The organism is Croceicoccus hydrothermalis, assembly GCF_022378335.1.
Lineage (GTDB): Bacteria > Pseudomonadota > Alphaproteobacteria > Sphingomonadales > Sphingomonadaceae > Croceicoccus > Croceicoccus hydrothermalis.
Window position 1 is genome coordinate 1 of record NZ_JAIQCI010000007.1, and the last position, 20,543, is coordinate 20,543.

Annotated in this window: 17 protein-coding genes and 1 pseudogene; 9 read left to right on the forward strand and 9 right to left on the reverse strand. The window is 59.2% G+C overall.

Annotated features, from left to right (window positions below; translation table 11 throughout):
* Positions 1-81 precede the first annotated feature (81 nt).
* The 4 genes from K4G67_RS07215 to K4G67_RS07230 all read right to left on the reverse strand — a co-directional run bounded on the left by K4G67_RS07215 (position 82) and on the right by K4G67_RS07230 (position 4,255).
* The gene (locus K4G67_RS07215; protein WP_239805714.1) at positions 82-930 is read right to left on the reverse strand and encodes an SDR family NAD(P)-dependent oxidoreductase; all 849 of its coding nucleotides are present in this window, start codon (positions 928-930) and stop codon (positions 82-84) included.
* On the reverse strand, positions 927-1,274 hold the full coding sequence (locus K4G67_RS07220) for a hypothetical protein (protein WP_239805715.1): 348 nt from the start codon (positions 1,272-1,274) through the stop codon (positions 927-929). The genes K4G67_RS07215 and K4G67_RS07220 overlap by 4 nt, the downstream gene beginning before the upstream one ends.
* Before the next feature lie 207 nt (positions 1,275-1,481).
* Positions 1,482-2,903, reverse strand: coding sequence for an acyl-CoA reductase (locus tag K4G67_RS07225; RefSeq protein ID WP_239805716.1), 1,422 nt, complete (start codon positions 2,901-2,903; stop codon positions 1,482-1,484).
* Positions 2,900-4,255, reverse strand: a complete 1,356-nt coding sequence (locus tag K4G67_RS07230; protein WP_239805717.1) for a hypothetical protein — start codon at positions 4,253-4,255, stop codon at positions 2,900-2,902. The genes K4G67_RS07225 and K4G67_RS07230 overlap by 4 nt, the downstream gene beginning before the upstream one ends.
* 78 nt (positions 4,256-4,333) lie before the next feature.
* Here K4G67_RS07230 and K4G67_RS07235 point away from each other — a divergent pair, with 78 nt between their 5' ends.
* Positions 4,334-4,993, forward strand: a complete 660-nt coding sequence (locus K4G67_RS07235; protein ID WP_239805718.1) for a TetR/AcrR family transcriptional regulator — start codon at positions 4,334-4,336, stop codon at positions 4,991-4,993.
* A 382-nt stretch (positions 4,994-5,375) separates the two neighbouring features.
* Positions 5,376-8,114 (forward strand): TonB-dependent receptor domain-containing protein, encoded by a 2,739-nt coding sequence (locus K4G67_RS07240; RefSeq protein WP_239805719.1) that lies wholly within the window; start codon positions 5,376-5,378, stop codon positions 8,112-8,114.
* Between the two features lie 420 nt (positions 8,115-8,534).
* Here K4G67_RS07240 and K4G67_RS07245 read toward each other — a convergent pair whose 3' ends face one another.
* From K4G67_RS07245 to K4G67_RS17750, 5 genes and pseudogenes are all read right to left on the reverse strand, one after another.
* Positions 8,535-9,248, reverse strand: a complete 714-nt coding sequence (locus tag K4G67_RS07245) for a DUF418 domain-containing protein (RefSeq protein ID WP_239805720.1) — start codon at positions 9,246-9,248, stop codon at positions 8,535-8,537.
* Positions 9,249-9,482: 234 nt separating this feature from the next.
* The gene (locus K4G67_RS07250; protein ID WP_239805721.1) at positions 9,483-9,824 is read right to left on the reverse strand and encodes a DUF418 domain-containing protein; all 342 of its coding nucleotides are present in this window, start codon (positions 9,822-9,824) and stop codon (positions 9,483-9,485) included.
* Between the two features lie 55 nt (positions 9,825-9,879).
* Positions 9,880-10,284, reverse strand: coding sequence for a hypothetical protein (locus tag K4G67_RS07255; protein ID WP_239805722.1), 405 nt, complete (start codon positions 10,282-10,284; stop codon positions 9,880-9,882).
* Positions 10,285-10,533: 249 nt separating this feature from the next.
* The gene (locus K4G67_RS07260; protein ID WP_338026403.1) at positions 10,534-10,836 is read right to left on the reverse strand and encodes a PadR family transcriptional regulator; all 303 of its coding nucleotides are present in this window, start codon (positions 10,834-10,836) and stop codon (positions 10,534-10,536) included.
* Positions 10,837-12,134: 1,298 nt separating this feature from the next.
* Positions 12,135-12,293: pseudogene (locus K4G67_RS17750) on the reverse strand (transposase); the annotation flags it as partial.
* Between the two features lie 512 nt (positions 12,294-12,805).
* On the opposite strand from K4G67_RS17750, the gene K4G67_RS07270 reads away from it, so the two are divergent.
* The 7 genes from K4G67_RS07270 (at position 12,806) to K4G67_RS07300 (ending at position 20,456) form a co-directional block, all read left to right on the forward strand.
* Positions 12,806-13,018 carry a hypothetical protein gene (locus tag K4G67_RS07270; RefSeq protein WP_239805723.1) on the forward strand — a complete coding sequence of 71 codons (213 nt, stop codon included), beginning with the start codon at positions 12,806-12,808 and terminating at the stop codon, positions 13,016-13,018.
* Positions 13,019-13,236: 218 nt separating this feature from the next.
* Positions 13,237-13,947: a FadR/GntR family transcriptional regulator gene (locus tag K4G67_RS07275; protein WP_275588784.1), complete on the forward strand. Its 711-nt coding sequence runs from the start codon at positions 13,237-13,239 to the stop codon at positions 13,945-13,947.
* Between the two features lie 92 nt (positions 13,948-14,039).
* Positions 14,040-14,990, forward strand: coding sequence for a TonB-dependent receptor plug domain-containing protein (locus tag K4G67_RS07280; RefSeq protein ID WP_239805725.1), 951 nt, complete (start codon positions 14,040-14,042; stop codon positions 14,988-14,990).
* A 60-nt stretch (positions 14,991-15,050) separates the two neighbouring features.
* A complete protein-coding gene (locus K4G67_RS07285; RefSeq protein WP_239805726.1) occupies positions 15,051-17,000 on the forward strand; it encodes a TonB-dependent receptor domain-containing protein in 1,950 nt (649 codons plus the stop codon).
* Between the two features lie 164 nt (positions 17,001-17,164).
* Positions 17,165-18,271 carry a glycoside hydrolase family 88/105 protein gene (locus K4G67_RS07290; RefSeq protein ID WP_239805727.1) on the forward strand — a complete coding sequence of 369 codons (1,107 nt, stop codon included), beginning with the start codon at positions 17,165-17,167 and terminating at the stop codon, positions 18,269-18,271.
* Between the two features lie 17 nt (positions 18,272-18,288).
* The gene (kduI, locus tag K4G67_RS07295; protein WP_239805728.1) at positions 18,289-19,125 is read left to right on the forward strand and encodes a 5-dehydro-4-deoxy-D-glucuronate isomerase; all 837 of its coding nucleotides are present in this window, start codon (positions 18,289-18,291) and stop codon (positions 19,123-19,125) included.
* A gap of 35 nt (positions 19,126-19,160) precedes the next feature.
* A complete protein-coding gene (locus K4G67_RS07300) occupies positions 19,161-20,456 on the forward strand; it encodes an MFS transporter (protein WP_239805729.1) in 1,296 nt (431 codons plus the stop codon).
* The last annotated feature ends 87 nt before the right edge of the window (positions 20,457-20,543 follow it).

Sequence of the window (20,543 nt, forward strand, 5' to 3'; positions counted from 1 at the left end):
CGGACATCGGCAAAACCTCCTTGGTGCTGCCACTGAATCAACCGATTGCGCCCAGAGCAAGCGATTTAACAGGTCCTGAGCCTAATCGGACGAACGAATGTCCTTTAGCATTTCTTCGCTCATCTCCCATAGTTTTTGCGCAGCAACGTCGTCGTTCGCTTGTGATCTTGCTTCGACTTCAGTCTTGTCGTGGAAATAGCGGCCACCTGGCGAGCCACCTTCGGGCGAAGTGGCCATCCACGCAATGGTGCGCGCGGCATGTTCCGGCGGGGCGCCATTCTGGGCACCGGGATGCGACTTCATCGATTCGTCGCCGTAACTATAAAAATTGCTCGATATTACGCCGGGATGCATCGTTTGGGCCACGATATTGCTTTCCGCGTATCGCCTCGAAAGTTCCTTTGAAAACAGCAGATTGGCCAGCTTGGCTTGGCAATATGCCGCGCCGGTCGAAAAATTGTTTTCGAAATTCAGGTCAGCAAAATTCATGGCTGGCATATGTTCATGCGCCGACGACGACACGGCGATAACGCGGGCCTCGCCATGCGCTGCCGCCGTTTGCTTCAGGATCGGCAGAAGTTCGGTCGTCAGCAGGAACGGCGCGAGATGGTTGGCCGCAAGTGTCGCCTCGAACCCGTCGACCGTTTCGTATCGCTTGTCCCGCACACCTCCGGCATTGTTGACGAGCGCATCAATGCGGTCGGCGAGGGCGGCAATCTCTCTTGCGACCCGTTTTACTTCGGCCATGGAATCGAAATCGGCGCGCAGGAAATCGTTTTCGATATCTTCGGCCGCGAGTTTTGCCGCGGCGTCTTCGCAGCGTTGCGGGTCGCGCCCTACGCCAATGATGCGCCAACCCGTACGGCCAAGCTCAAGGGCGGTGGCCTGCCCGATGCCCGAACTCGCACCTGTGATAACAGCGGTTTTCATGATGACTCTCCTGTAACCGAAGCGGCAGTTTCCCCCCGCGCCCAGCCTGTCGCAGTCAGGCCGAACATCAACGCGCCCGCTATCGTACTGACCGCGGATATGGTGAGAAACAGGGTGTAGCTGCCGGTCGCCTCAAGCGCGGCACTGAGCATCAGGGCGCCGACCGCCGTGCCGACCAGAACCGCCAGCGTCATGGTGCTCAACACAAGGCTGAAATTCTCGATGTGGAAGCGCCGGGAGATGAGGTATGCGCCTACGTCCGCCTCGGCGCCCTGCGCCAGCCCGATCAGTCCGACGCTCAACGCGATGGCGGGAAGGGTCGTGACCTGCGAAGCCATCATCATGTAGCCAACCGCCGGCAGACCGAGACTTGCAAGGGCCACGATATCGACAGGCCGAAGCCGAGACCCAGCGCCGCGGCCAGGATTTTTTCCCAGCCTATCCTGAACTCGCGCAAGTACATATCGGTCGCTCTCCCTGAAGCGCGTCGCGAAAATCGCGGGACACGCTTTGAAAACGTGCCCCTTGGCAAAGCGCCCTGTTTCGCGGTGTCAGGGTTGAACCGTGCCATCCTCATGGACGACCCAGTTCACGAAGCGGTGCAACTGGTACATGCCGTCGTGCGGGTTGCCGATCGTCGACGGGCCTGCTTCGCCCAGGTGGACGATGCGCTGGGCGCCGCCGCTCGCAATCTGGTCGCGATAATCGGGCATCCGGTCGAACGGGTAGAAGCCGACCGTCTGCGTGGCCACGTTGACATATTGCACCGCCTTATCGAGCGATGCCACGCGCACCACATTCGCCGTCTTGTTTATCGGATGAAAATCGACGGGGCGGTCGGAACGGATGACAATGCCGGTTCCATCGGTTTTCCCCCAGATGCGCTGATCGTCCCCCATCAGCTGCATCATCTCGATTTCTTCCTTCATTCCCCCGTCGAGCGGACGCACATCGCCCGACGCCGCAGCGCGCTGAACGATCCCTTCGTGAAGCAATTGGCAAAAAGCATCGACCTGCTCCTCGCTGCCCTCGACGAACTGATAACGGCTCGCGACGCAGGCCTCCTGGTTGAGGGTCATGACGTCCGTTGCGGCGAGATCGGCCGCTTGCGCCGTCGCCTCTGCGGAATCGAAAGCTTCCTTGCCGACCATCGAGATCGAGGTCTTGGGGTCGAAGGAAACGAGCTGAAATCCCGGCCCGAGATATTTGATCACGTTGTTGATGGCGTCGCCGCCGCCCCATGCCACGATCTTGTCGAAGTATTGGGGCCGATAGAGGATGCGTTCCAGCGTTTCGTCACCGCCACGCCAATATGCCGCCGACATCGATTGAACGATCGGATGCGCGGCATCGATTTCCGACATGGTTCGCAGGATCGCGACAGTGGTGAACGGATCGCTGCTCGCCATCTTGAACAGGTTGACGGATTTCACCAACGCGCCGTGTGCAATCGACTTGACGGCAACGCCGGGCGAATTTCCGGGCAGCACATGGATGAGCCGCGGCGCATAGGCGCGCACGAAGCTCTTGCGTCCCGTATGATCCTGTTTCGGCACCCATCCGTCGAGTGCGGCCGGATCGGAGAAGCTTTGCTCCACCTCCGCCATCAGCCGCTCCCGGTCGAGTTGCATCGAGGCGTAATAGGCCTGTTGCGCCACGACCTCGCGTGGGAGGATATGCGTGGAGCACATTCGGTCGATGCAATCCTGCATCAACGCGTTCTTCGGGTCGCGGATGCGTTCGCCCGTCTCCACGAGGAAATCGACGATCTCCTCCAAAGGCACGTTGAGGAGAGGCGGAACTTCGCTGCGCGGATGCACCGCCAGATCGAGATCGAGTTCGGGGGTGGCAAAGTCGACCCCCAGGTCCCGCGATGAATGCCGGTTCGCATCGCCTTCGACCAGGGTTCCCCTTAGGAAGAAGGGCGCGGATACGACCTGCTTTTCGCCTGAAATGTCCTTAAGCCCGTTCATGCCACACCTCGTACATAGGCATCGACCGTTCCGGCACAGCCGATCTTGTCATCGCCCCCTTGCAGGTCGGCGTAGCGCGCGACGTTGTCGCGGATCGAGGGACCCCTGTTGCCGCAACTGCATGGCCGGAAATCGATGAAGACACGGTCGCCCGAAATTACGCCGCCCCATCGTCCGTCGATCGAAAGATCGAAGAACGCCGCGCGCCCCTCATATTCTTCGGTCTCGTCGATTGGGAGTAGCTCTTCACCCTCCTTGTCGAGGATCAGGGGCACGACCCATGGCGGAATGTGATAGCGGCCGCCCTCCCGGCATTTGGGCATTCCGGAATGCAATTCCTGCATCGAGTAATTCTGAAAATTGCGTTCCGGCTTGATGTTGAACGTTTCGTACACGAATTGCTGGTAATCGTCCGGGAGCACCGCGCCCTTCAATCCGCCGCCCACATAGATTGAATTTTCCGGGTCGAAATCCTTGGCGGAGTATCCCAATTCGCGCACTGCTTTCGCCACATTGTAAAGTCCCGACCACAAACCGGACACCTGCAACCGGTCATGCCGCGCATCGACAAGGGCCTTTGCCGTTTTTTCGACCGCACCTTCGACCGCATCCGCACGTTCGGCGGATTTCTTCTCGAACCGCTGAATTTCACCGGGCGAGGCAGTGCCATCCGCGATTTTCTTGCGCATCACGACCATTTCGGTAAGTCCGCCGACCGTGATGGGCGGAACGGGATAGTCGAACCGGTCCTTCGACGGGTCCTGATAACCGGCGCGATGGCCGCGTGCCGATGCCTGGTTCCTGGGGACGTGGGCTACGGCCGCGAGGCCGAAAAGCCGGCGATCCTGCTCCGGTTCGAGGCCCGATCCCCATGCAAAGGATGCAACGGTTTCACGCTCGACCCATTCCATGTCCTTTTGCGAAGCGACCAACATGGCCGATTTCCCGGTCGTCCCGCTCGAGCAGGAGACGTAGAAACCTTCTGCGGCAAGCTTGTCGACCCAATCGTCGATGTCCGTGGCATCCTTCACCTTCTCCACCGGAACCCGATAGGTCGAAACCGTGTCGAGCCACTTTCCCATCCGGTCCCAGCGATCTTCCATCAACCACGCTTCGGGATAGCTTTTGTATGCGGTGTGGGGGAACAGCAGCCTGGCCATGTCGGCATGGCTCGTGACCTCGCTCAAACCCGCTTCGGAGGCGCGATGGTCCAACAGGCGTATCTGGCTCTTGTGCTCCTGAAATCGCTCGTTCGTCGCGGCGACCTGCAGGTCTTTGACCTCGGAAAACGCATAATCGAACCGATCGGAATCGGATAATTTCTTCGTGAGCTCGTCAGCGAATTTGCCCATGTGCCGCCTCTCTTTGCGCATTATTGAATTAATGCTACGATACCGTTGCATTATGGGCTTGTCGGTGCAGGAGTCAACATGACAGATCAGCAGTTGAAGATTTCGCGTCCGCCCGCCGGCAGGCCGACCAAGAAGCAGCAGGCCGAGCGTCAAAGGCAATTGCTGCGCGTGGCGCTCGATGATTTCCTCGAACATGGGTTCGACGAAGCATCCGTCGAGGGTATCGCGGCCAAAGTCGGAATGTCGAAGCGCACGATCTATGCCCGGTACAAGGACAAGGATGCGCTTTTCCTGGCGACCATCGCAAAGGCGGCGGAGAGATATACGGTTTCGCTGGAAAAACTGGCAGAGGCAGAAGGCGACAGCTTGCGCGATACGCTGCTCAATGTCGCTCGGCTCAGACTTTTCAACGTATCGCAGCCCGAAGCCATCAAGCTACAGCGCGTCCTGACGGCGCAGTCCTATCGCTTTCCTTCCGCTTTTCAGGATTTCTTTGCGGAGAGCATTGCTCCCACGATTGCATTCGTCGAACGACATCTTGAGGAAAATATGTCCGAAGGAACCGTAACCATAAAAGATTTGCGACGAACGGCGACCGCCTTTCTCAGCCTGGTCGTCGGAGGACCGGCTCGTACAATCATCGCAGGCGCACCTTTGAAGCCGGCAGAGGTCGAACGGCATATCAACTTCGCCGTCGATCTGTTCCTGAACGGCATCCTCGTTCGCCGATCCGCGTGACCGGATTTCGGGTAGCGGTCGATCCTATCAACCGCTCTGGCCCGGCATCATGCGGTCCCGATCGTGCGGGTGTTTTTTCCAAGGCAACGGAAACTCCGGCCTTGCCATCGCATGGCATTTCGCATCGCATCGCATCGCATCGCATCGCATCGCATCGCATCGCATCGCATCGCATCGCATCGCATCGCATCGCATCGCATCGCTCAAGCGATAGATCGGCGGCGTTCGACTGTTCGGCTATGCCCGCTGAATAAAATTGCTACGATGCCGTTTCAATAAATCGGATGTGGCAGCGATAACGCCATACCGAAGGGACCGCGAAAAATCGCGGTGCAGGATGTACACTCCGGGCGATCAAGCTCGGTGAACTGGGAGGTGGGCAATGCAGTTTACAGTTCCATGCCGTAGTCAGACGAGCCTTCTGGCGCTTTCGCTGGCATTTGTTCTGCCGGCCATCGCGCATGCGCAAGACGTCGGATTGCCGGAGGATTCGGATGGGGATGCGCCCGAGGCCAGCGTCCCCGTCGCCAACGATCAGGACAATATCGTGCGCAATGAGATTGTCGTGGTCGGCACGCTCATCCGTGGCACGGAAGCAGTCGGTTCTCAGACGATTTCGGTCGGAGAGGACGTGATCGATCAACGTGGCGCCACGACCACGAATGAGATCCTTTCGCTGATCCCGCAAATTTCCAACACTTTCAATTCCCGTGCCGAGGGCGATCCGCGCGGTGCCGTGTCCGGCGGTATTTCGATCACCAGACCGAACCTGCGCCGGTTGCCGGGTTTTCAGTCCACTTCGGGCGCCACCACGCTGGTTCTGGTGGACGGGTTTCGTATTGCCCCCGTTGGCGTCGGGCAGGCTTCGGTCGATGTCGATGTCATCCCGACCGCGATCCTTTCGGGGGTGGATGCGCTGACCGATGGCGGCACCTCGCTTTACGGGGCCGACGCGGTCGCCGGCGTCCTCAATTTCCGTACGAAGCGTTCGTTCGAAGGTCTGGAAGTCGATCTCACCTATGGATTGGGCGATACCGTATCGAGCTTCGATGAATACGCAGGTTCGATAACCGCCGGCAAAAGCTGGGCGACCGGCAATGCCTATCTTTCCCTGGGATATGCCCATCGCGATCGCATCCTGAATGGCGAGATCGACTATGCCTTGCCGCAGATCTTCGATCCTGACGGCACGGCGTCCTTCACGGGCGCGCAATGCCCCGATCCGGTGGGCGGCACGAATACCTATGTCTTCGTTCAGTTCGGCACGTTCCAAGGCTTTACAACGAACCCCGCGGTCGGCGGCGGTTTCAATGCCGTGGGCGAAACCTGCGACGAATTCAGCGCGCAGACCTTCATGCCGGAGAACGAACGTTACAGCGCTTACGGCGCTGTTTCGCAGCAGTTCGGCGATGTCGACCTTCGCGTAACGGGGTATTACACGAAGCGTGATCAGAATTTCGGCGTTTTCCCGAGGGGCTTCACGACGGCCGCGCAGCCGCAGCCCGACGTTCCGCCCGGCGCCATACCCTTCGTGACACGGGTTACCGTCGATGCCGGTACCAGCTTCTCGTTCTCCCCCAATTCTGCCAGCGTAAACCCGGATTTCGAAGTCGGCTTCGAAACCTACGGGATTACGCCCGAAGTTTCTCTGGGCCTTTTCGGGGATTTCGAGGCGCGCGTTACATCCACGTTCGGCGGCTCGGATAATTATCAGCGCCGCCCCGAGGTCAACGGAAACCTGGCGCAAAGCCTGGTCAATTCGGGTGACTTCGATCCATTCAACATCGCCGCGGCGGATCCAAATCTGGTCGGGCAAGTGCTCGACTTCGAAGATGCGATCGACACCGAACATCAATTCTTCGCCGTTCGCGGGGTGGTCGATGGCCCCTTGTTCCGGTTGCCCGGCGGTGATGCGCGCATCGCAATCGGCGCGGAATATCTCGACAATACCGCGAAGAACCGGACATTGAGCGGCGCGGTTGGCGCGATCGACAATGAAGCTTTCCGCGAAGCCACACAGAATACCAAGGCGGTGTTTGCGCAACTCAATCTGCCGGTATCGGACTTTCTTGATGTGGCCGCTTCTGTTCGTCATGACGAATATAGCGACTTCGGGACGACCACGAATCCGAACTTCGGAGCGAGTTTCACCCCTGTCGACGGCTTCCGGATTTACGGACAGTACAACACGTCGTTCAACGCACCGACTGCGCTCGACCTTCTCGCAAGTTCGACGGGGAGGATCACGCCGCCGATCTACATCAATGGCCGGACGCCCGAGGATCCATTCAACGAATATATGGGCGGGGAACGTGCATTCCTGCTCGAAGGAGCCGACTCAGGGTTGCAGCCGCAAGAAGCCGAATCGTTCTCGATCGGCGTCGAGCTGGAACCGACCAGCACGTTCCGTGTCGGCGCTCTGTATTACAATATCGATTTCACGAATGTTCTGGGCGCCGTGAACTCGGCGGATCTCAATACGTTCCGAACCAACCCCGATCTTTACTATTACAGCCCTTCGCAGGAGCTTTACGAAAGTCTGCTTTCCGAAGTTGGGAATGGCGCCCTCCTTCTTCAGCAGACGCCCGATGCAAGTACTATCGGTCTCATCGTCGATCGGCGCGTGACAAACCTGTCGAGTGCGCAATTGCAGGGCATGGATTTTCACGCCTATCTGGATATTCCCAAGGATTTCGGAGTGCTTTCGTTCGGCGTGAACGGCAACATACCTTTCAGAATCGATCTCGAGAATGCCGGAACCGTCAGCGATATCATCGATCAGGCTCCGGACTATACAGCCGCGACATTCGCAGCGTTGAATTCCGGTGGCTTCAGCACGCGCCTGACCGTCAATATCACTGGCCCTATCGATGATGTCGGAACGGATTTTACGGGCATGACCGCCAGCAACGGCTCATTTGTACAAGCCAACCTCTTTCTCGGTTACGAGTTTGGCGAAGACGACGGTTATCTGAACGGCACGTCCGTCCGCCTGATCGTCGATAATATTCTCGACGAGAAGCCGGAGATCATTCGCCGCGGTAATCGCAACGCGGTGAGCTACTCCAACTCGACGCTTGGCCGGGTTTTCAGGCTTGGACTGACCAAGCGCTTCTTCTGATATAATAAACTCATCCTTCCAAAGGGCCTTGGTGTAAACCAGGGCCCTTTTTTGTCGTGGCCATGAGTATGCTTGATGGTTATGCGCCGCTGAATAATGAAAATAGAGCTATCGAAATCACGTCCGTTTTTGCGATTTGAAATCAAAGACGGACGCTTTCGAAGAGCGGTGGGCTGTTCACTTCACGATAGCGTTTCGGGCGTGGGCGGAAGCGTCTTTTCGCAACCACATCGTTTCCCGATAAAATCCCGTTCACTCACATTTAAAGCGCGCCGCTCTTTCGCCCAAGGGCAAGGAGAAAATCCTCATCGCTCAAGAACTGATCGAGGAATGGCGCACTCCAAAGGGGAGAGCGGTTTGCATCCGCCCGACAGACCCGTGCCTAAATTTTCATGCCCACCATCTGCATCGACCTTCCGGCTACCGCATGGAGGGCTGAGCCTTCATTGCACGGCGCATTGGGAAAAAGCGCATGTAGGTAAGGCAGCGCCAGAACCATTCGAGCGGACCGAACTGGTAGCAGGCCAGCCAGGCCCGCGACGAGGCCAGCATGATCGCCCAGGTCGCAAACGTCACTCCATACAGGCCGGGCCGGGTCAGTTCGCCGAACAGGCCACGAGCCCATCCGTGGAACATGAACAGCATGAGGATCGAGGTGCCGAGATAGTTCGAGAAAGCCATTCTTCCCGCCGCCGAGATTCGCGAGCCGAGCCAGCCCGTCGCGTGCGGCGCCCATGACGCCAGCAACGCGACAAGGCCGAGTGTCATCGGCAGGCGGGGGAATGCCGAAAGGCCTTCGAACGACCAGATTGCCGCGGTGTAGCTCAATCCTTCGGCCAGATTCCAAAGTCCGATCGCCAGCGTTCCGGCAAAACCGCCGAGCAAACCAATCCATCCCCACCGTACCTGTCGACGCGCATCGAGCCGCCCGTCGAACAGGCCGAGGCGATAGAGCGCCATACCGATCAGCATCAGCGGAATGATCTCCCGTGCGCCTGGGAACCATGACAGAAGCGGCTGCATGGAGTGCTCGATGATATTATGGGAAACCCACGCGCCATAGTCCCCCGCCCGGATCAGCACAGCCTCGATCCGGTCGTCGGCGATCCTGGCCTCGCCCATCCGCCCCGCCATGCTTGCCATTCCATCGGACGAAGAGACGGTTTGGGCGGTTTGCGCCGCATAAACCATACCATGAAATACAGAATCCTTCAGCGCGCCCAACAGGTACACCAGAACGGCAACCCATAGCTGTGTCCGCGGTCGCCAATTCACGAACGGCAAGGCGACGAGTCCGCAGGTCGCGTAAAGCGTCAGGATGTCCGTCTTTGAAATGAACAGGAAATGCGCGTAGCCGAACAGCAACAATCAACCGAGGCGACGCGCCCGCAGCCAACGACCCGTGCCATTCACCCGCCCTCGGTCGATGAACAGGATCATACCGGCACCGAAAAGCAAGGCGAAGAGGCCGCGCATCTTGCCGTTGATCAGCGTGAATTGCACCACCCAGAGCCAATCGGACACAGAGCCATGTTCGGTCAGGAAACCGCCGGGCCAGATATAGGCGACCGATGGTTGCCCGAAGGCGACGATATTGGCGAGCAGAATGCCCATGACCGCAATCCCGCGAATGAAATCGAGGCTCGCCAGCCGCTGTTGCCCGGTCGCCATCATTGGCTCGACGCCGCGTTCTATCCGGTCCTCGATCATCGCGACGTCCTCCTGTCGGATTGTCGGTGGCTCCTTCGCGGACCACCGGATGGGTTCAATATATGTCGGCCGATGCCCCCGCGATTTCGCCGCTTTCGTGCCAGCGTCGCAACATGCCCAGCGAAACCATTTCGACGGCAAGGGCGAGCAAGGGCAGAACCACGCAGGTGAAATCTGCGACGATAGTTGCGGAAAACAGCGCAAGCGTCGTCGTCGTGGCCGCGTTCAGGCGCAGGACAGCGGCGGCCCTTTCCCATTCGGCTTCCAGCGCGAACCAGGCGATCGCCAAGAGGCCCATCACCCGAAGCGACAACAGGGTCGCCAGATGCGGGACGGCGGTGGCGTTGGCGAGGTGAATGATCGTCGGCGCGCCTGTCGGTATCCGTGCGAAACGCGCGATGCTATCGGCATAAGGCGGCTCGACCCAGGGATATCCGGCCCACAGGCCCGCCAGCAGCATGGCCGCAGCAGGCAGAAGCGGGCAGAAGCAAGCCGAGCGAGAATGTATAACGCGACAGCGCAAGTCTGCCTTCGTGGTGCCTTGGCAACTCTTTTGCCGCTGTCACCAGGCAACCGAGCGCGAAGGGCAGGTCATCGCCGGTCTCCGCCCTGATGTCGAACTTGGCACGCATTGCCGCCGCCCATTCGCGCCGATGCGAACCCAGTCCGGCCATGGCCAGTTTCATGGCGGCCCGGGCGATCCGGCCGCTCATGTCTTGGCGCTCTCGAGTGCGGATGAGCCGGGACCGGCTCTGACTTCCCGTGCGAGCGCCAAACCGCTTGCCGTCAAACGATACGCGTGACGCGGGGGGCGTCTGGGTGCACTGGGTTCACACCATTGCGAAGAAACCAGCCCCCGGTCGCTCATCCGCATCAAAAGGGGGTAGAGCGAGCACGACTTCAACCCGGTTCGTTTCATGAGATCATATCCGTGAATACGTTTTGGAGCCTGGTCGTAAAGAACGCCAAGCACCAAAAGCATTTGCGGGGACGGGCGCCGGAATCGAACCATATGGCTAACCGTATATATGTAGAGTTTTCGGTGAAAGCCTGTTCCGCTCAGAATGCTCGAACCCTGTCGAGAATGCACGCCAATGGGAGTTATCGCACGAGTGCGTTCGTGGTGATGACACTATGGCTAGCTCTTAAACGAAGAGAACTCGCCTCGTTGCGCCCATCATCCGGGGCGGGCGGGGATTTTTGAACGAAATGCACTGATCGCAGGATGTAAATTCTGACGTCGGTCGTCCGCTTTCAATCGTGTCGTTACAGGAACGGATTGTCTCCTCATATCCCTTTTTTTGCTGCCAGTCCCGTCGCCTGAATGGCGGTTTCCCTATTGCATCGTATCGTTGCGAGGCAGCTTCCGGAAGGATGACTTGTTTGCAAAAATTCAGGAACGCCGGGTAGGGGGTATGTGCCAGACGTTCAGGACGAAAGCACCGAAGAGGCACAGATTGCCGAATGTCGCCACAACGCACGGTCTCTTTTCCCGCAAACCCGCGATGTTCGACCTGGGATGCGAGCCAAAGCACGGCAGTCTTCGGCAGTCACGCGGAATGCGGTTGGCAGCTAAAGATGATTTTCCAGCATTTTCCAAAGTTGACGCCGATGATGACGGCGACTGATCTGCTCGGTTGCGAGCCCTATCGGCTGAACTTTTGCCACTTCGTCAGAGCGCACCTGGATCCTGAAGCGGCGGACCGCTCCAACCGGCAGATCCTCCCACCCGTGGAAGGCGGCAACAGTAAGCTCGATCCGGTCAACCTCGGTAGCCTGAATCTCGGTTTCATCGTTCGCCTCGAGCATGCGCCGGATGATGTCGTCGAAATGGCCGATGTTCATGTATTCGCCGGTGTTGAGGCTCCCTTGCGCCATGCTCGACCGGGGATCTTTGCCAAGGTCTTCCGGCAGTTCCTGAAGGTCTGTCAACGGTAATTCGATTTCGCGCCCTGCAATGTGCAACTTTCCGATCAGGCTTGTCACATAGATCGGCAGGGTGCTCATATTCGTGATGAGACACCGGCTCCGCATACCTCGTCCGGCGGCACGCGTGATCAGGATGGACGATCGCCTCGTAGCGCGAAACTGGAACAGGATGAGCTGCAGATAGGCCGCCCACACGATCAGCATGAGCAGGCTCAGCAAAACGCCGATGACCGCACTGTTATCGGAAAGCCACCGCCAGAGATTCAATTCGAACATGCTGAACAATCCCGGTTGCGAGTTGTCGTTCCCAGACAATTCTTTGACTTGTCGAATTGCCTGATGTTGCGATCCTTTTGGGAAAGTCGTACCTCTCCGCCACAGACGAAGTCGTTCATTCACCCGCGCTAGATTTGTATCGGGGCTGGCAGGCAAATCATCCTGTCGATGCAAACTCGCCCAGCGCGTCAATGTCGACAAACCGATGCCCAGATCGGCTGCCACGCGTTTGCGCGGTAAACCACTGGTCAATGCAATCCGCACCGCCTCACGCTAAAATTCTTTTGAATGTTTGATTATCTCTTCGGTCTCCTTGAATGAGCAATATGTTCTCTAATGACCGGCGCAAAACCGTTACAAGTTCAGAGCGTGGGCCATGACCAATTTGCCAGTGTTTGGCAGCGGGCACTGGGCAGGCGTGTTCTGCGTCACTTTAGACGTACCGCGTGATTGGACACGTGCCGACATCGGGTTCGTTCGCGCTCCTCTGGCCCATCCGGTACAGATCGGTGTTTCCCGGCTGCGCCCCTAAGAAAAGCCGGGCAAATGGGGCGGGAATGGGGCCATTGCATCGAAACTATGTCGCGGTTCTGCAATCATCGCGCTTCCGCCCCTACGCAATAGGATCTCGGGCCTGCTTTTGAAAATAATTGGCTTATCGTGTCGTGAATAAGGATGATGCGCCGCGCTGGTGATCCGGGCGGGACGGGATTACACCGCCGACGATCAAGCCGGGAAGGGCGCCCTTTGCAAAACTGAGCGCAGTTTGCAGCCAGATGGGCTTTTGGCAGATCCGTCATATCCTGCCGACCATTTCGCCGAGCTCGATCCACAAGGTTTCCGGACATTTCGACTATCGCTGCCATCAGGAGCGCAACCGCATTGAACGCACGTTCGACAGGCCGAAGCCCTCCCATCGCATCGCAAATTGCCATTGCGAGAGCGCCTTCCTTCGCCAGCGTGGCTCGCAAGCATCCACCTTTGGCTGACGTTTTTCGTGCGCCACGCCGAAGCTCTGTCTTAACGAGCGACCGCTCCCGATGCGCAACGCGAACGAAGAGGCGGCTTGCAAACCCAAGACGACTCAAGCAGCAGTTTGTATGATAACATGACCCGACGCTACCCATGACCACACGACAGGCCTGGCGTTAATGGAGTTCGACGTGTTGCTTATCGACATGATGGGCGCCTGTGCTAGGACGTTGAAATGACGAAAACAGTGTCGAGAGCGGATGCTCTGTTTCAAAAGCTTGAGCGGGAGATCCGATCGGGCAGGATGCCGGCCGGCAGTCGGCTGCCAACGCAGAAGGCCATTGCTCAGGACGAGGATGTCAGTCGGACCGTCGTGCGCGAAGCGGTCGCGCGTCTCGAGGCGCAGGGGCTTGTCGTGGCGCGTCAGGGCTCCGGCGTCTTCGTGACCGAAGAGGGCCGGTACCAGGCGTTCCAGATCACGCGGCAGGACATGAGCGAGCTGGCCGAGGTCATTCGATTGCTCGAGGTTCGGCTGGCGGTGGAGTCCGAAATGGCTGCTTTTGCCGCTTCCCGCCGTACTCTGGACGACATTGCGGCCATGCGCGGCGCCTTGCGCGACATGATTGCACTCGCCCATGATCCCGTCGCATCGGCAAAGGCGGACACGCGTTTGCACATGGCGATTGCGCGTGCGACTCATAACGACACATTTGTCAGACTGATCGAGTTTCTGGGCGTAAGGTTGGTGCCGCCCCGCAATCTCTACCTCGGCGATCGGTCGCCAGACGAGCATGAAGCCTATGTCGAAAGGGTGCATAGCGAGCATGAGGCGATCGTCGACGCAATCGTACGCATGAATCCAGAAGCCGCCCGCGATGCGGCCCGGCGACACATGAAGGAAAGCCTCAGCCGCCATACCGAATTGAGCGAGCGATCGGACGATTGATATTGTCTGACAAATTAAGCTTGACGACTTTTTAAAGTTATACGACAACCTGACCAACAACGCCGAAAAATCCGGCGAGAATGGGAGGGGTTATGGTCAAGAAATTTGCGATGTTTGGTGCTGTCTCGCTGACCGCTGTCGCGGCGATGTCGGGGGCGTCCCCGGCCATGGCGCAATCCGCCGATCAGCAAGAGGTCGACGCCGCACCGACCCGGGATGACGAAGCATTCGATCCCGCAGACAGCGCGATCGTCGTCACCGGATTTCGCAACTCGCTGGCGCAGGCCGTTGAATTGAAACGCGATGCGGTCGCGTTTCGCGATTCCATCGTCGCCGAAGATATTGGCAAGTTTCCCGAAGCGAACATCGCGGATTCCCTCCAGCGTATTCCGGGCGTGATCCTGTCCCGCGACGGCAGCGCGGGAACGAACGAAGGTCAGCGCGTCGAAATTCGCGGTCTTGGCCCGGACTTCGTCGTGACGACGTTGAACGGGGCGCCGGTTCGTACGACATCTGCGGGCAGCGTGGGTACGTCCAGCCGGGCGTTCAACTACGATGTGTTCCCGTCCGATCTTTTCGGCAGGGTCGACGTCTACAAGACGCCGCTTGCCCATCTTGAGGAAGGCGGCATCGGCGGCAATGTCGATCTTCAGACCCCGCGCCCCTTCGACAGCAACGACCGGTTGATCCGCTATAGCGCGCAGTACAATTACAATACGCAGTCGAAGGAATGGCGTCCGCGCGGTTCGCTCCTGCTCAGCGATACTTGGGGCAATTTCGGTGCGTTGCTGGGCGTGGCCTATGCGCAGACCGTGAACGAGCGTTCGGGGTTTCAGTCGACCGGTGGCTGGAACTCCAGCGTGCTGGGCCGCCGGCCGTATTATTCGACCGCCGCCGACCCGGTGCCGCCCAACACCAGCGGCCCGTTTCAGTTCGAGCTCGACCTCGACAATCCATTGGCGAATTTCGGAAGCCTGACCCGCGAACAGGTCGCGAATGCCCAATTGCCCCGGTTCTACCGGGTCTACAGCTCGGCAACCTAACGGGAACGGCTGGGCTTCGTCGGTTCGCTTCAATATCAGGGCGACCGGCTCGAAGTCAGCGTGGACGGCATTCATTCGCGCCTGACAGACCAGATGGACGAGTTCACCTTCGGCGTGCCGGTCCGCAGCACGCGAACAGCGCCGGGCACGACCGACATTCCGGGCCGTGGGACCAATTCGGGTATCATTCCCCTCGATGTGCGGATCGACGAATACAACAACCTGTACGGCACGTTCGGCAATACCAGCATCATCACCGAAAGCTTTTTCCGCGATTTCGAAACCGAGTACAAATATGCGATCGCCCGCGCCGTTTACGATGTCAGCGACGCGCTGAAGCTATCGGCACAGGCGTCCATCAGCGATAGCGACGCATGGCAATCGGGCAATCGGATCGTCTCGAACATCTACGGCATTGAAACGACATACGACCCCACGGTCGATATCGTCTATCCCACCATAAGCTCGCCGACGAGTTTTACCGATCCCACTCTCTTTCGCGATCCCTCGCTCGGTTTCTTCCTTCAGCAGGAACGCGATCGGGTCGAAAGCTACCGGGCGGTCCTGGACTATAATCTTGTCGATACGACGCAAAGCAGCTTTGCCATCAAGCTGGGCGGAAGCTGGGTGTCCAGCGTGAAGAACCGCATAGCGCAGGACGGTTCTTCGATCGCGCGCGGGATCACCTTGCCCAATGGCGGAACCGCGGGCGCCAATCCGGCCAATGTGTTCGCCTATATGGATCCGTTCGTGCAGTTTGGCGAACTCGCCAACGGGGGGAATGCCGGCTATCCGTCGAACTTCGCGACCTTTTCGCGCTCGTTCGTGATGGACCCGCTCCAGGCGAACGAATCCAACCGCGCCGCCGAACGGCAGCTGAACGCGACTTACGAAGCCGAGGAACTGGTGAAATCCCTGTTCCTGGAAACCAATTTCATGGTGCTGCTTGGGGACCGGGAACTGCGCGGCAATGCCGGTATCCGCTATTCCGATACGAAGACGATCATCGACAATTTCACCAATGTCGGCGGAACGTTCACCCCCAACCATACCGAAGGCGGGTACGAAAACTTCCTCCCATCACTCAGCCTCGCGTTCGATCTTACGCCGGACCTTCTCTTTCGCGGCGCGGTTGGCAAGACGGTGACGCGCGGCGCGCTGAACGATATTGCGGGCAGTATCGTGGTGCCGAACATCTTCGGAAACTCGGTGACCGTCGGCAATCCCGACCTCCGCCCCCAGATCGCAACCAGCTACGATGCCGCGCTCGAATGGTATTTCGCGCCGGGCGCGCTCGTCAGTGTCGGCGTGTTTAAAAAGGATATCGTCGACCGCCCGACGGCCATCACATCGGAAATCCCCTTTGCGCAGGCCGGTCTGGATGCAAGTTACTTCAGCTGCGCAGCGTTCGGTGGTTCGACCAATACCTGCACCCTCGAACAGATCAACGCATTGACCAATGGCAATCCGACCATTCGCCGCACGATCGTCGTGAACTCGGCCAAGCTGTCGCTGACCGGCCTGGAACTCGCCTATCAGCAGAACTTCACGTTTCTGCCCGCACCGTTCGACGGTTTCGGCATCACCAGCAGCTTTACCCTGATCGATCAAAATCAGGAAGGGAACGACAATTACAATTTCGTGCTGACGAACGGGGATGTCATCGCGCTGCAGTCGGTGCCTGAATACACGTACAGCATCACCGGCTTTTACGAAAAGGGGCCGTTCGCCCTGCGCGGGTCCTATAACTACCGGGCGAAGACCGGGGGCGCGCAGATCAACACCGGGAACGACGAAATCAACTTCTTCGCGCCGCAGGGTTACCTCGATGCAACGGTGTCCTATGCGCTGAACGATTTCGTTGAGTTTCGTGTCGACGCGCGTAACATCACGAACGAGAACGTGTTCAATTTTTTCGAGAATCCGCAAGATCCGAACAATCGCACGCATCGCGATAACTCGTTCTATAATGGAACCACGATCGCGGTCGGCATTCGCGGCAGGTTCTGATCCTGAGCGGCGTTCGGTTCCGGCCGAACGCCGCTTTCTTTAACCCCTCAGGGAGTTGGCACACACCGGCATCGAGATCCGAAAAGGTCGCTGGTTCGGCTCCCCGCAATGATTGAGAGAAACCGATGAGATTTGGCATTTTGGCCCCGGTCGCCCTTTACGCGATGAACGTCGCCGCACCCGCCATGGCGGAGCAGTCGGATCAGGCGATCGAAACCGCGACGAAGCTTGCCGAATGGCAGCTTGCCCGCATGAACGACCCCGATGTCGTGAGCCGCGTGACCTTCGAAACCGCCAATCCGCGCGCGTGGGAACAGGCGGCGTTCTGGATCGGCATGACGCGGCTCGCCGACGCGGGCGCGCCTCCGCGCATCCGGCAGGCGATCATGAAGATGGGCCGCGCGAACGAATGGGAGCCGGGTGAACGGCCGTATCACGCCGACGACCATGCGATCACGCAGGCCTATCTCTGGGCCGCGGAACATGGGGCGGGCGCAGCCGCACGGGAGCCCACGCAAAAGGCCTTCGACAGCATCATCGACGAACCCGCCGTGACGACGCTTGCCTTCTATGCGCCCCCACGCGAAATCGGGGGGGACATCGAATGTCTGAAACGCTGGTGCTGGAGCGATGCGCTCTTCATGGCGCCGGCTGCGCTTGTCGAGTTGAGCGCGCAGACGGGTAACCCGAAATATCGCGAATTCGCGATGAAGGAATATTGGGCCACCACCGATTTCCTGTTCGATCCGGCGGAGCATCTTTACTACCGCGACAGCCGTTTTTTCGAACGGCGCGACGAACAGCAGCGCAAGCTGTTCTGGTCGCGCGGCAATGGCTGGGTGTTTGCGGGCATTCCCCATATCGTGCCCAATCTGCCCGAGGGCAGTGCCGACCGCGAACGCATGGTCGCCCTGTTTCAGGAGATGGCCGCGAAGCTGAAGACGATACAGAAGCCGGATGGCTATTGGGCACCCTCGCTCCTCGCGCCCGAAGGCTCTCCGCCCGAAACCAGCGGAACCGGTTTCTTCACCTATGGCATCGCATGGGGCATCAACAATGGTCTGCTCCCCCGTGAACAGTACGAAGAGGTCGCGCGTCGCGGTTGGATGGCGCTGACCCGCGCGATTCAGCCCGACGGGCGGCTCGGCTACGTACAGCAGGTCAGCGACCGGCCGGAACTGGTCGCGGCGCAGGACACGCAATATTACGGCGTGGGCGCCTTCCTGCTCGCCGCGAGCGAGATGGCCGAACTCGACCGGACGGCCCGGTGACCGAGGGGAAAAAGCGCATGTTCGCCAAGACTTTTTACGCCGTGCATCCCGACATGATGGAAGGCGCCTCGAACGGGGATTTGCGTGAGCGTCATCTCGTATCCGGGCTTTTTCAGACGGGCGAGATCGTGCTCACCTATTCCCATGGGGAGCGGTTCATCATCGGCGGGGTCGTGCCCGATGCCAAATCGATCGCGCTACCCGTACAATCGGAACCGGAAAGCGCGGCAGGTCACCCCCTGCTGGAGCGGCGTGAGATGAGTGCGGTCAATATCGGCGAGGGTCCGGCAACGGTCACGGTCGACGGGCAATCGTTCGAACTTGCGCGGTTCGAAGCGCTTTACATTCCGATGGGATCGCGCGACGTCACCTTTGCGGGCGCGGGGTCGCGCATCTATCTTCTGAGCGTGCTGGCGCATGCCGCCTTTCCGCTGCGCAAGATCACCTTGTCGGACAACGAACCGATGCAGCGCGGCAGCCCCGAGGAATCGAACGACCGCACCATCCATCAGCTTATCCTGCCGCACACCTGCGACAGCGCCTCGCTGTGCCTTGGTCTGACGCGTCTCCATCCCGGTTCGGTGTGGAACACGATGCCGCCCCATGTCCACGAACGGCGCAGCGAAATCTATCTGTATTGCGACCTCGACGACCATGACCGCGTGTTTCATTTCATGGGTCGGCCCGATGATTTGCGACACATCGTCATGGAAAACGAAGAGGCGGTGATCAGCCCGCCCTGGTCCGTCCACATGGGGGCGGGCACGAGCAACTATGTCTTCATCTGGGCAATGGCGGGCGAAAACCAGGATTATAACGACATGAACGTCCTGGATGTGTGCCAACTGCAATAAGACGCCCGTGAACGGCGCTTGGGAGGGTTGATAGCGTGACAGTCACTACCTCATCCGAACCCGCGATACGAAAGGCCGGTCGCTATCGCTGGTTGATCGTCGCGCTGCTGTTCGCGGCAACCATGGTCAATTATATCGACCGCACGATGCTGGGCCTGCTTTCCCCGATGCTCGGCGACGAATTGGGTTGGAGCGAGAACGATTACGGCAATATCGTAACCGCGTTCCAAGCGGCCTATGCGGGGGGATTCCTGCTGATGGGCTGGATGATCGACCGCTTCGGTCCGAAGATCGGGTACAGCATCGCGATCGCCATATGGACCGTGGGGCACGTCATGCACGGCTTTGCCACATCTGTGTTGTCGTTCATGATCGCGCGCATCGTCCTCGGCGTTGGCGAAGCCGGGCATTTTCCGGCGGTCGTGCGCGCGTCGAGCGAGTGGTTTCCACAAAAGGAACGCGCCTATGCGATCGGGTGGATGAACTCGGCCACGACGATCGGGGTCATCGTCACCGGGCCGACCCTGTGGTTCTTCATGACGTGGCTGGACCTGACGTGGCGCGAAACCTTCATATATTCGGGCGCGTTCGGTGCGGCGCTCCTGCTGCTGTGGCTCTGGCTCTATAGCAATCCGCATGCGAACGGGAAGGTAAGCGACGAAGAGCTGGCGTGGATCGAGCATGATCGAACCGAACAGGTCGAAAAGCTCGGCTGGTCGACCATCGTGCGAACCCGCGAAAGCTGGGCCTTCGCCGCGGCAAAGTTCCTGACCGATCCGGTCTGGTTCCTGATGCTGTTCTGGCTGCCCAAATATTTTGCGTCGACATACGATGTCGATCTGTCGGTGGTTCTGTTGCCGATGGTCATCATGTACCTCCTCTCGGACGTCGGAAGCATCGCAGGCGGCTGGACATCGTCGCGGCTGATGCAGGCGGGATTTTCCCCGAACGTGGCGCGCAAGCTCACCATGTTTTGCGCAGGCTGCTGCGTCCTGCCGCTGCTTTTCGTCAACGGGCTTGACAATATGTGGCTCGCCGTCGGTCTCATCGGACTGGCGCTGGCCGGACATCAGGCGTTTTCCTCGAACCTGTTGTCCATCCCGCCCGATATGTTTCCCCGGCGCGCGGTCGGCTCGGTCATCGGGCTGGGCGGCTTTGCCGGCGGGATCGGCGGCATGATCATGGCGAAGTCGACCGGGCTGGTCCTCGACGCGACGGGGGGGAATTACACCATCATATTCGCGTGCTGCACCGTGGTCTATTTCCTGGCGGTGGGCGCGATCCACCTTCTTTCCTCCAGGTTGAAGCCTGTGGAGATAGTGCCCGGCTGATCCGCCCGGTGAGGCGGGGACAGGCCAGGATGGGCGGGGGCTTGATGGGCCTTGGCACCATTTGTCCTATCGTATAGTCGGAGTAAT

Excerpts from the sequence above, each read along its gene's own strand:
- K4G67_RS07235 (WP_239805718.1), top strand. The coding sequence starts at position 4,334 with ATGACAGATCAGCAGTTGAAGATTTCGCGTCCGCCCGCCGGCAGGCCG.
- K4G67_RS07275 (WP_275588784.1), top strand. The coding sequence starts at position 13,237 with ATGACGAAAACAGTGTCGAGAGCGGATGCTCTGTTTCAAAAGCTTGAG.
- K4G67_RS07220 (WP_239805715.1), bottom strand. The coding sequence starts at position 1,274 with ATGATGATGGCTTCGCAGGTCACGACCCTTCCCGCCATCGCGTTGAGC.
- K4G67_RS07270 (WP_239805723.1), top strand. The coding sequence starts at position 12,806 with ATGGGCTTTTGGCAGATCCGTCATATCCTGCCGACCATTTCGCCGAGC.
- K4G67_RS07230 (WP_239805717.1), bottom strand. The coding sequence starts at position 4,255 with ATGGGCAAATTCGCTGACGAGCTCACGAAGAAATTATCCGATTCCGAT.
- kduI (WP_239805728.1), top strand. The coding sequence starts at position 18,289 with ATGTTCGCCAAGACTTTTTACGCCGTGCATCCCGACATGATGGAAGGC.
- K4G67_RS07280 (WP_239805725.1), top strand. The coding sequence starts at position 14,040 with ATGGTCAAGAAATTTGCGATGTTTGGTGCTGTCTCGCTGACCGCTGTC.
- K4G67_RS07255 (WP_239805722.1), bottom strand. The coding sequence starts at position 10,284 with ATGCTGCTGGCGGGCCTGTGGGCCGGATATCCCTGGGTCGAGCCGCCT.
- K4G67_RS07225 (WP_239805716.1), bottom strand. The coding sequence starts at position 2,903 with ATGAACGGGCTTAAGGACATTTCAGGCGAAAAGCAGGTCGTATCCGCG.
- K4G67_RS07260 (WP_338026403.1), bottom strand. The coding sequence starts at position 10,836 with ATGGTTCGATTCCGGCGCCCGTCCCCGCAAATGCTTTTGGTGCTTGGC.
- K4G67_RS07290 (WP_239805727.1), top strand. The coding sequence starts at position 17,165 with ATGAACGTCGCCGCACCCGCCATGGCGGAGCAGTCGGATCAGGCGATC.
- K4G67_RS07250 (WP_239805721.1), bottom strand. The coding sequence starts at position 9,824 with ATGATCGAGGACCGGATAGAACGCGGCGTCGAGCCAATGATGGCGACC.
- K4G67_RS07245 (WP_239805720.1), bottom strand. The coding sequence starts at position 9,248 with ATGGCGGGGCGGATGGGCGAGGCCAGGATCGCCGACGACCGGATCGAG.
- K4G67_RS07215 (WP_239805714.1), bottom strand. The coding sequence starts at position 930 with ATGAAAACCGCTGTTATCACAGGTGCGAGTTCGGGCATCGGGCAGGCC.
- K4G67_RS07240 (WP_239805719.1), top strand. The coding sequence starts at position 5,376 with ATGCAGTTTACAGTTCCATGCCGTAGTCAGACGAGCCTTCTGGCGCTT.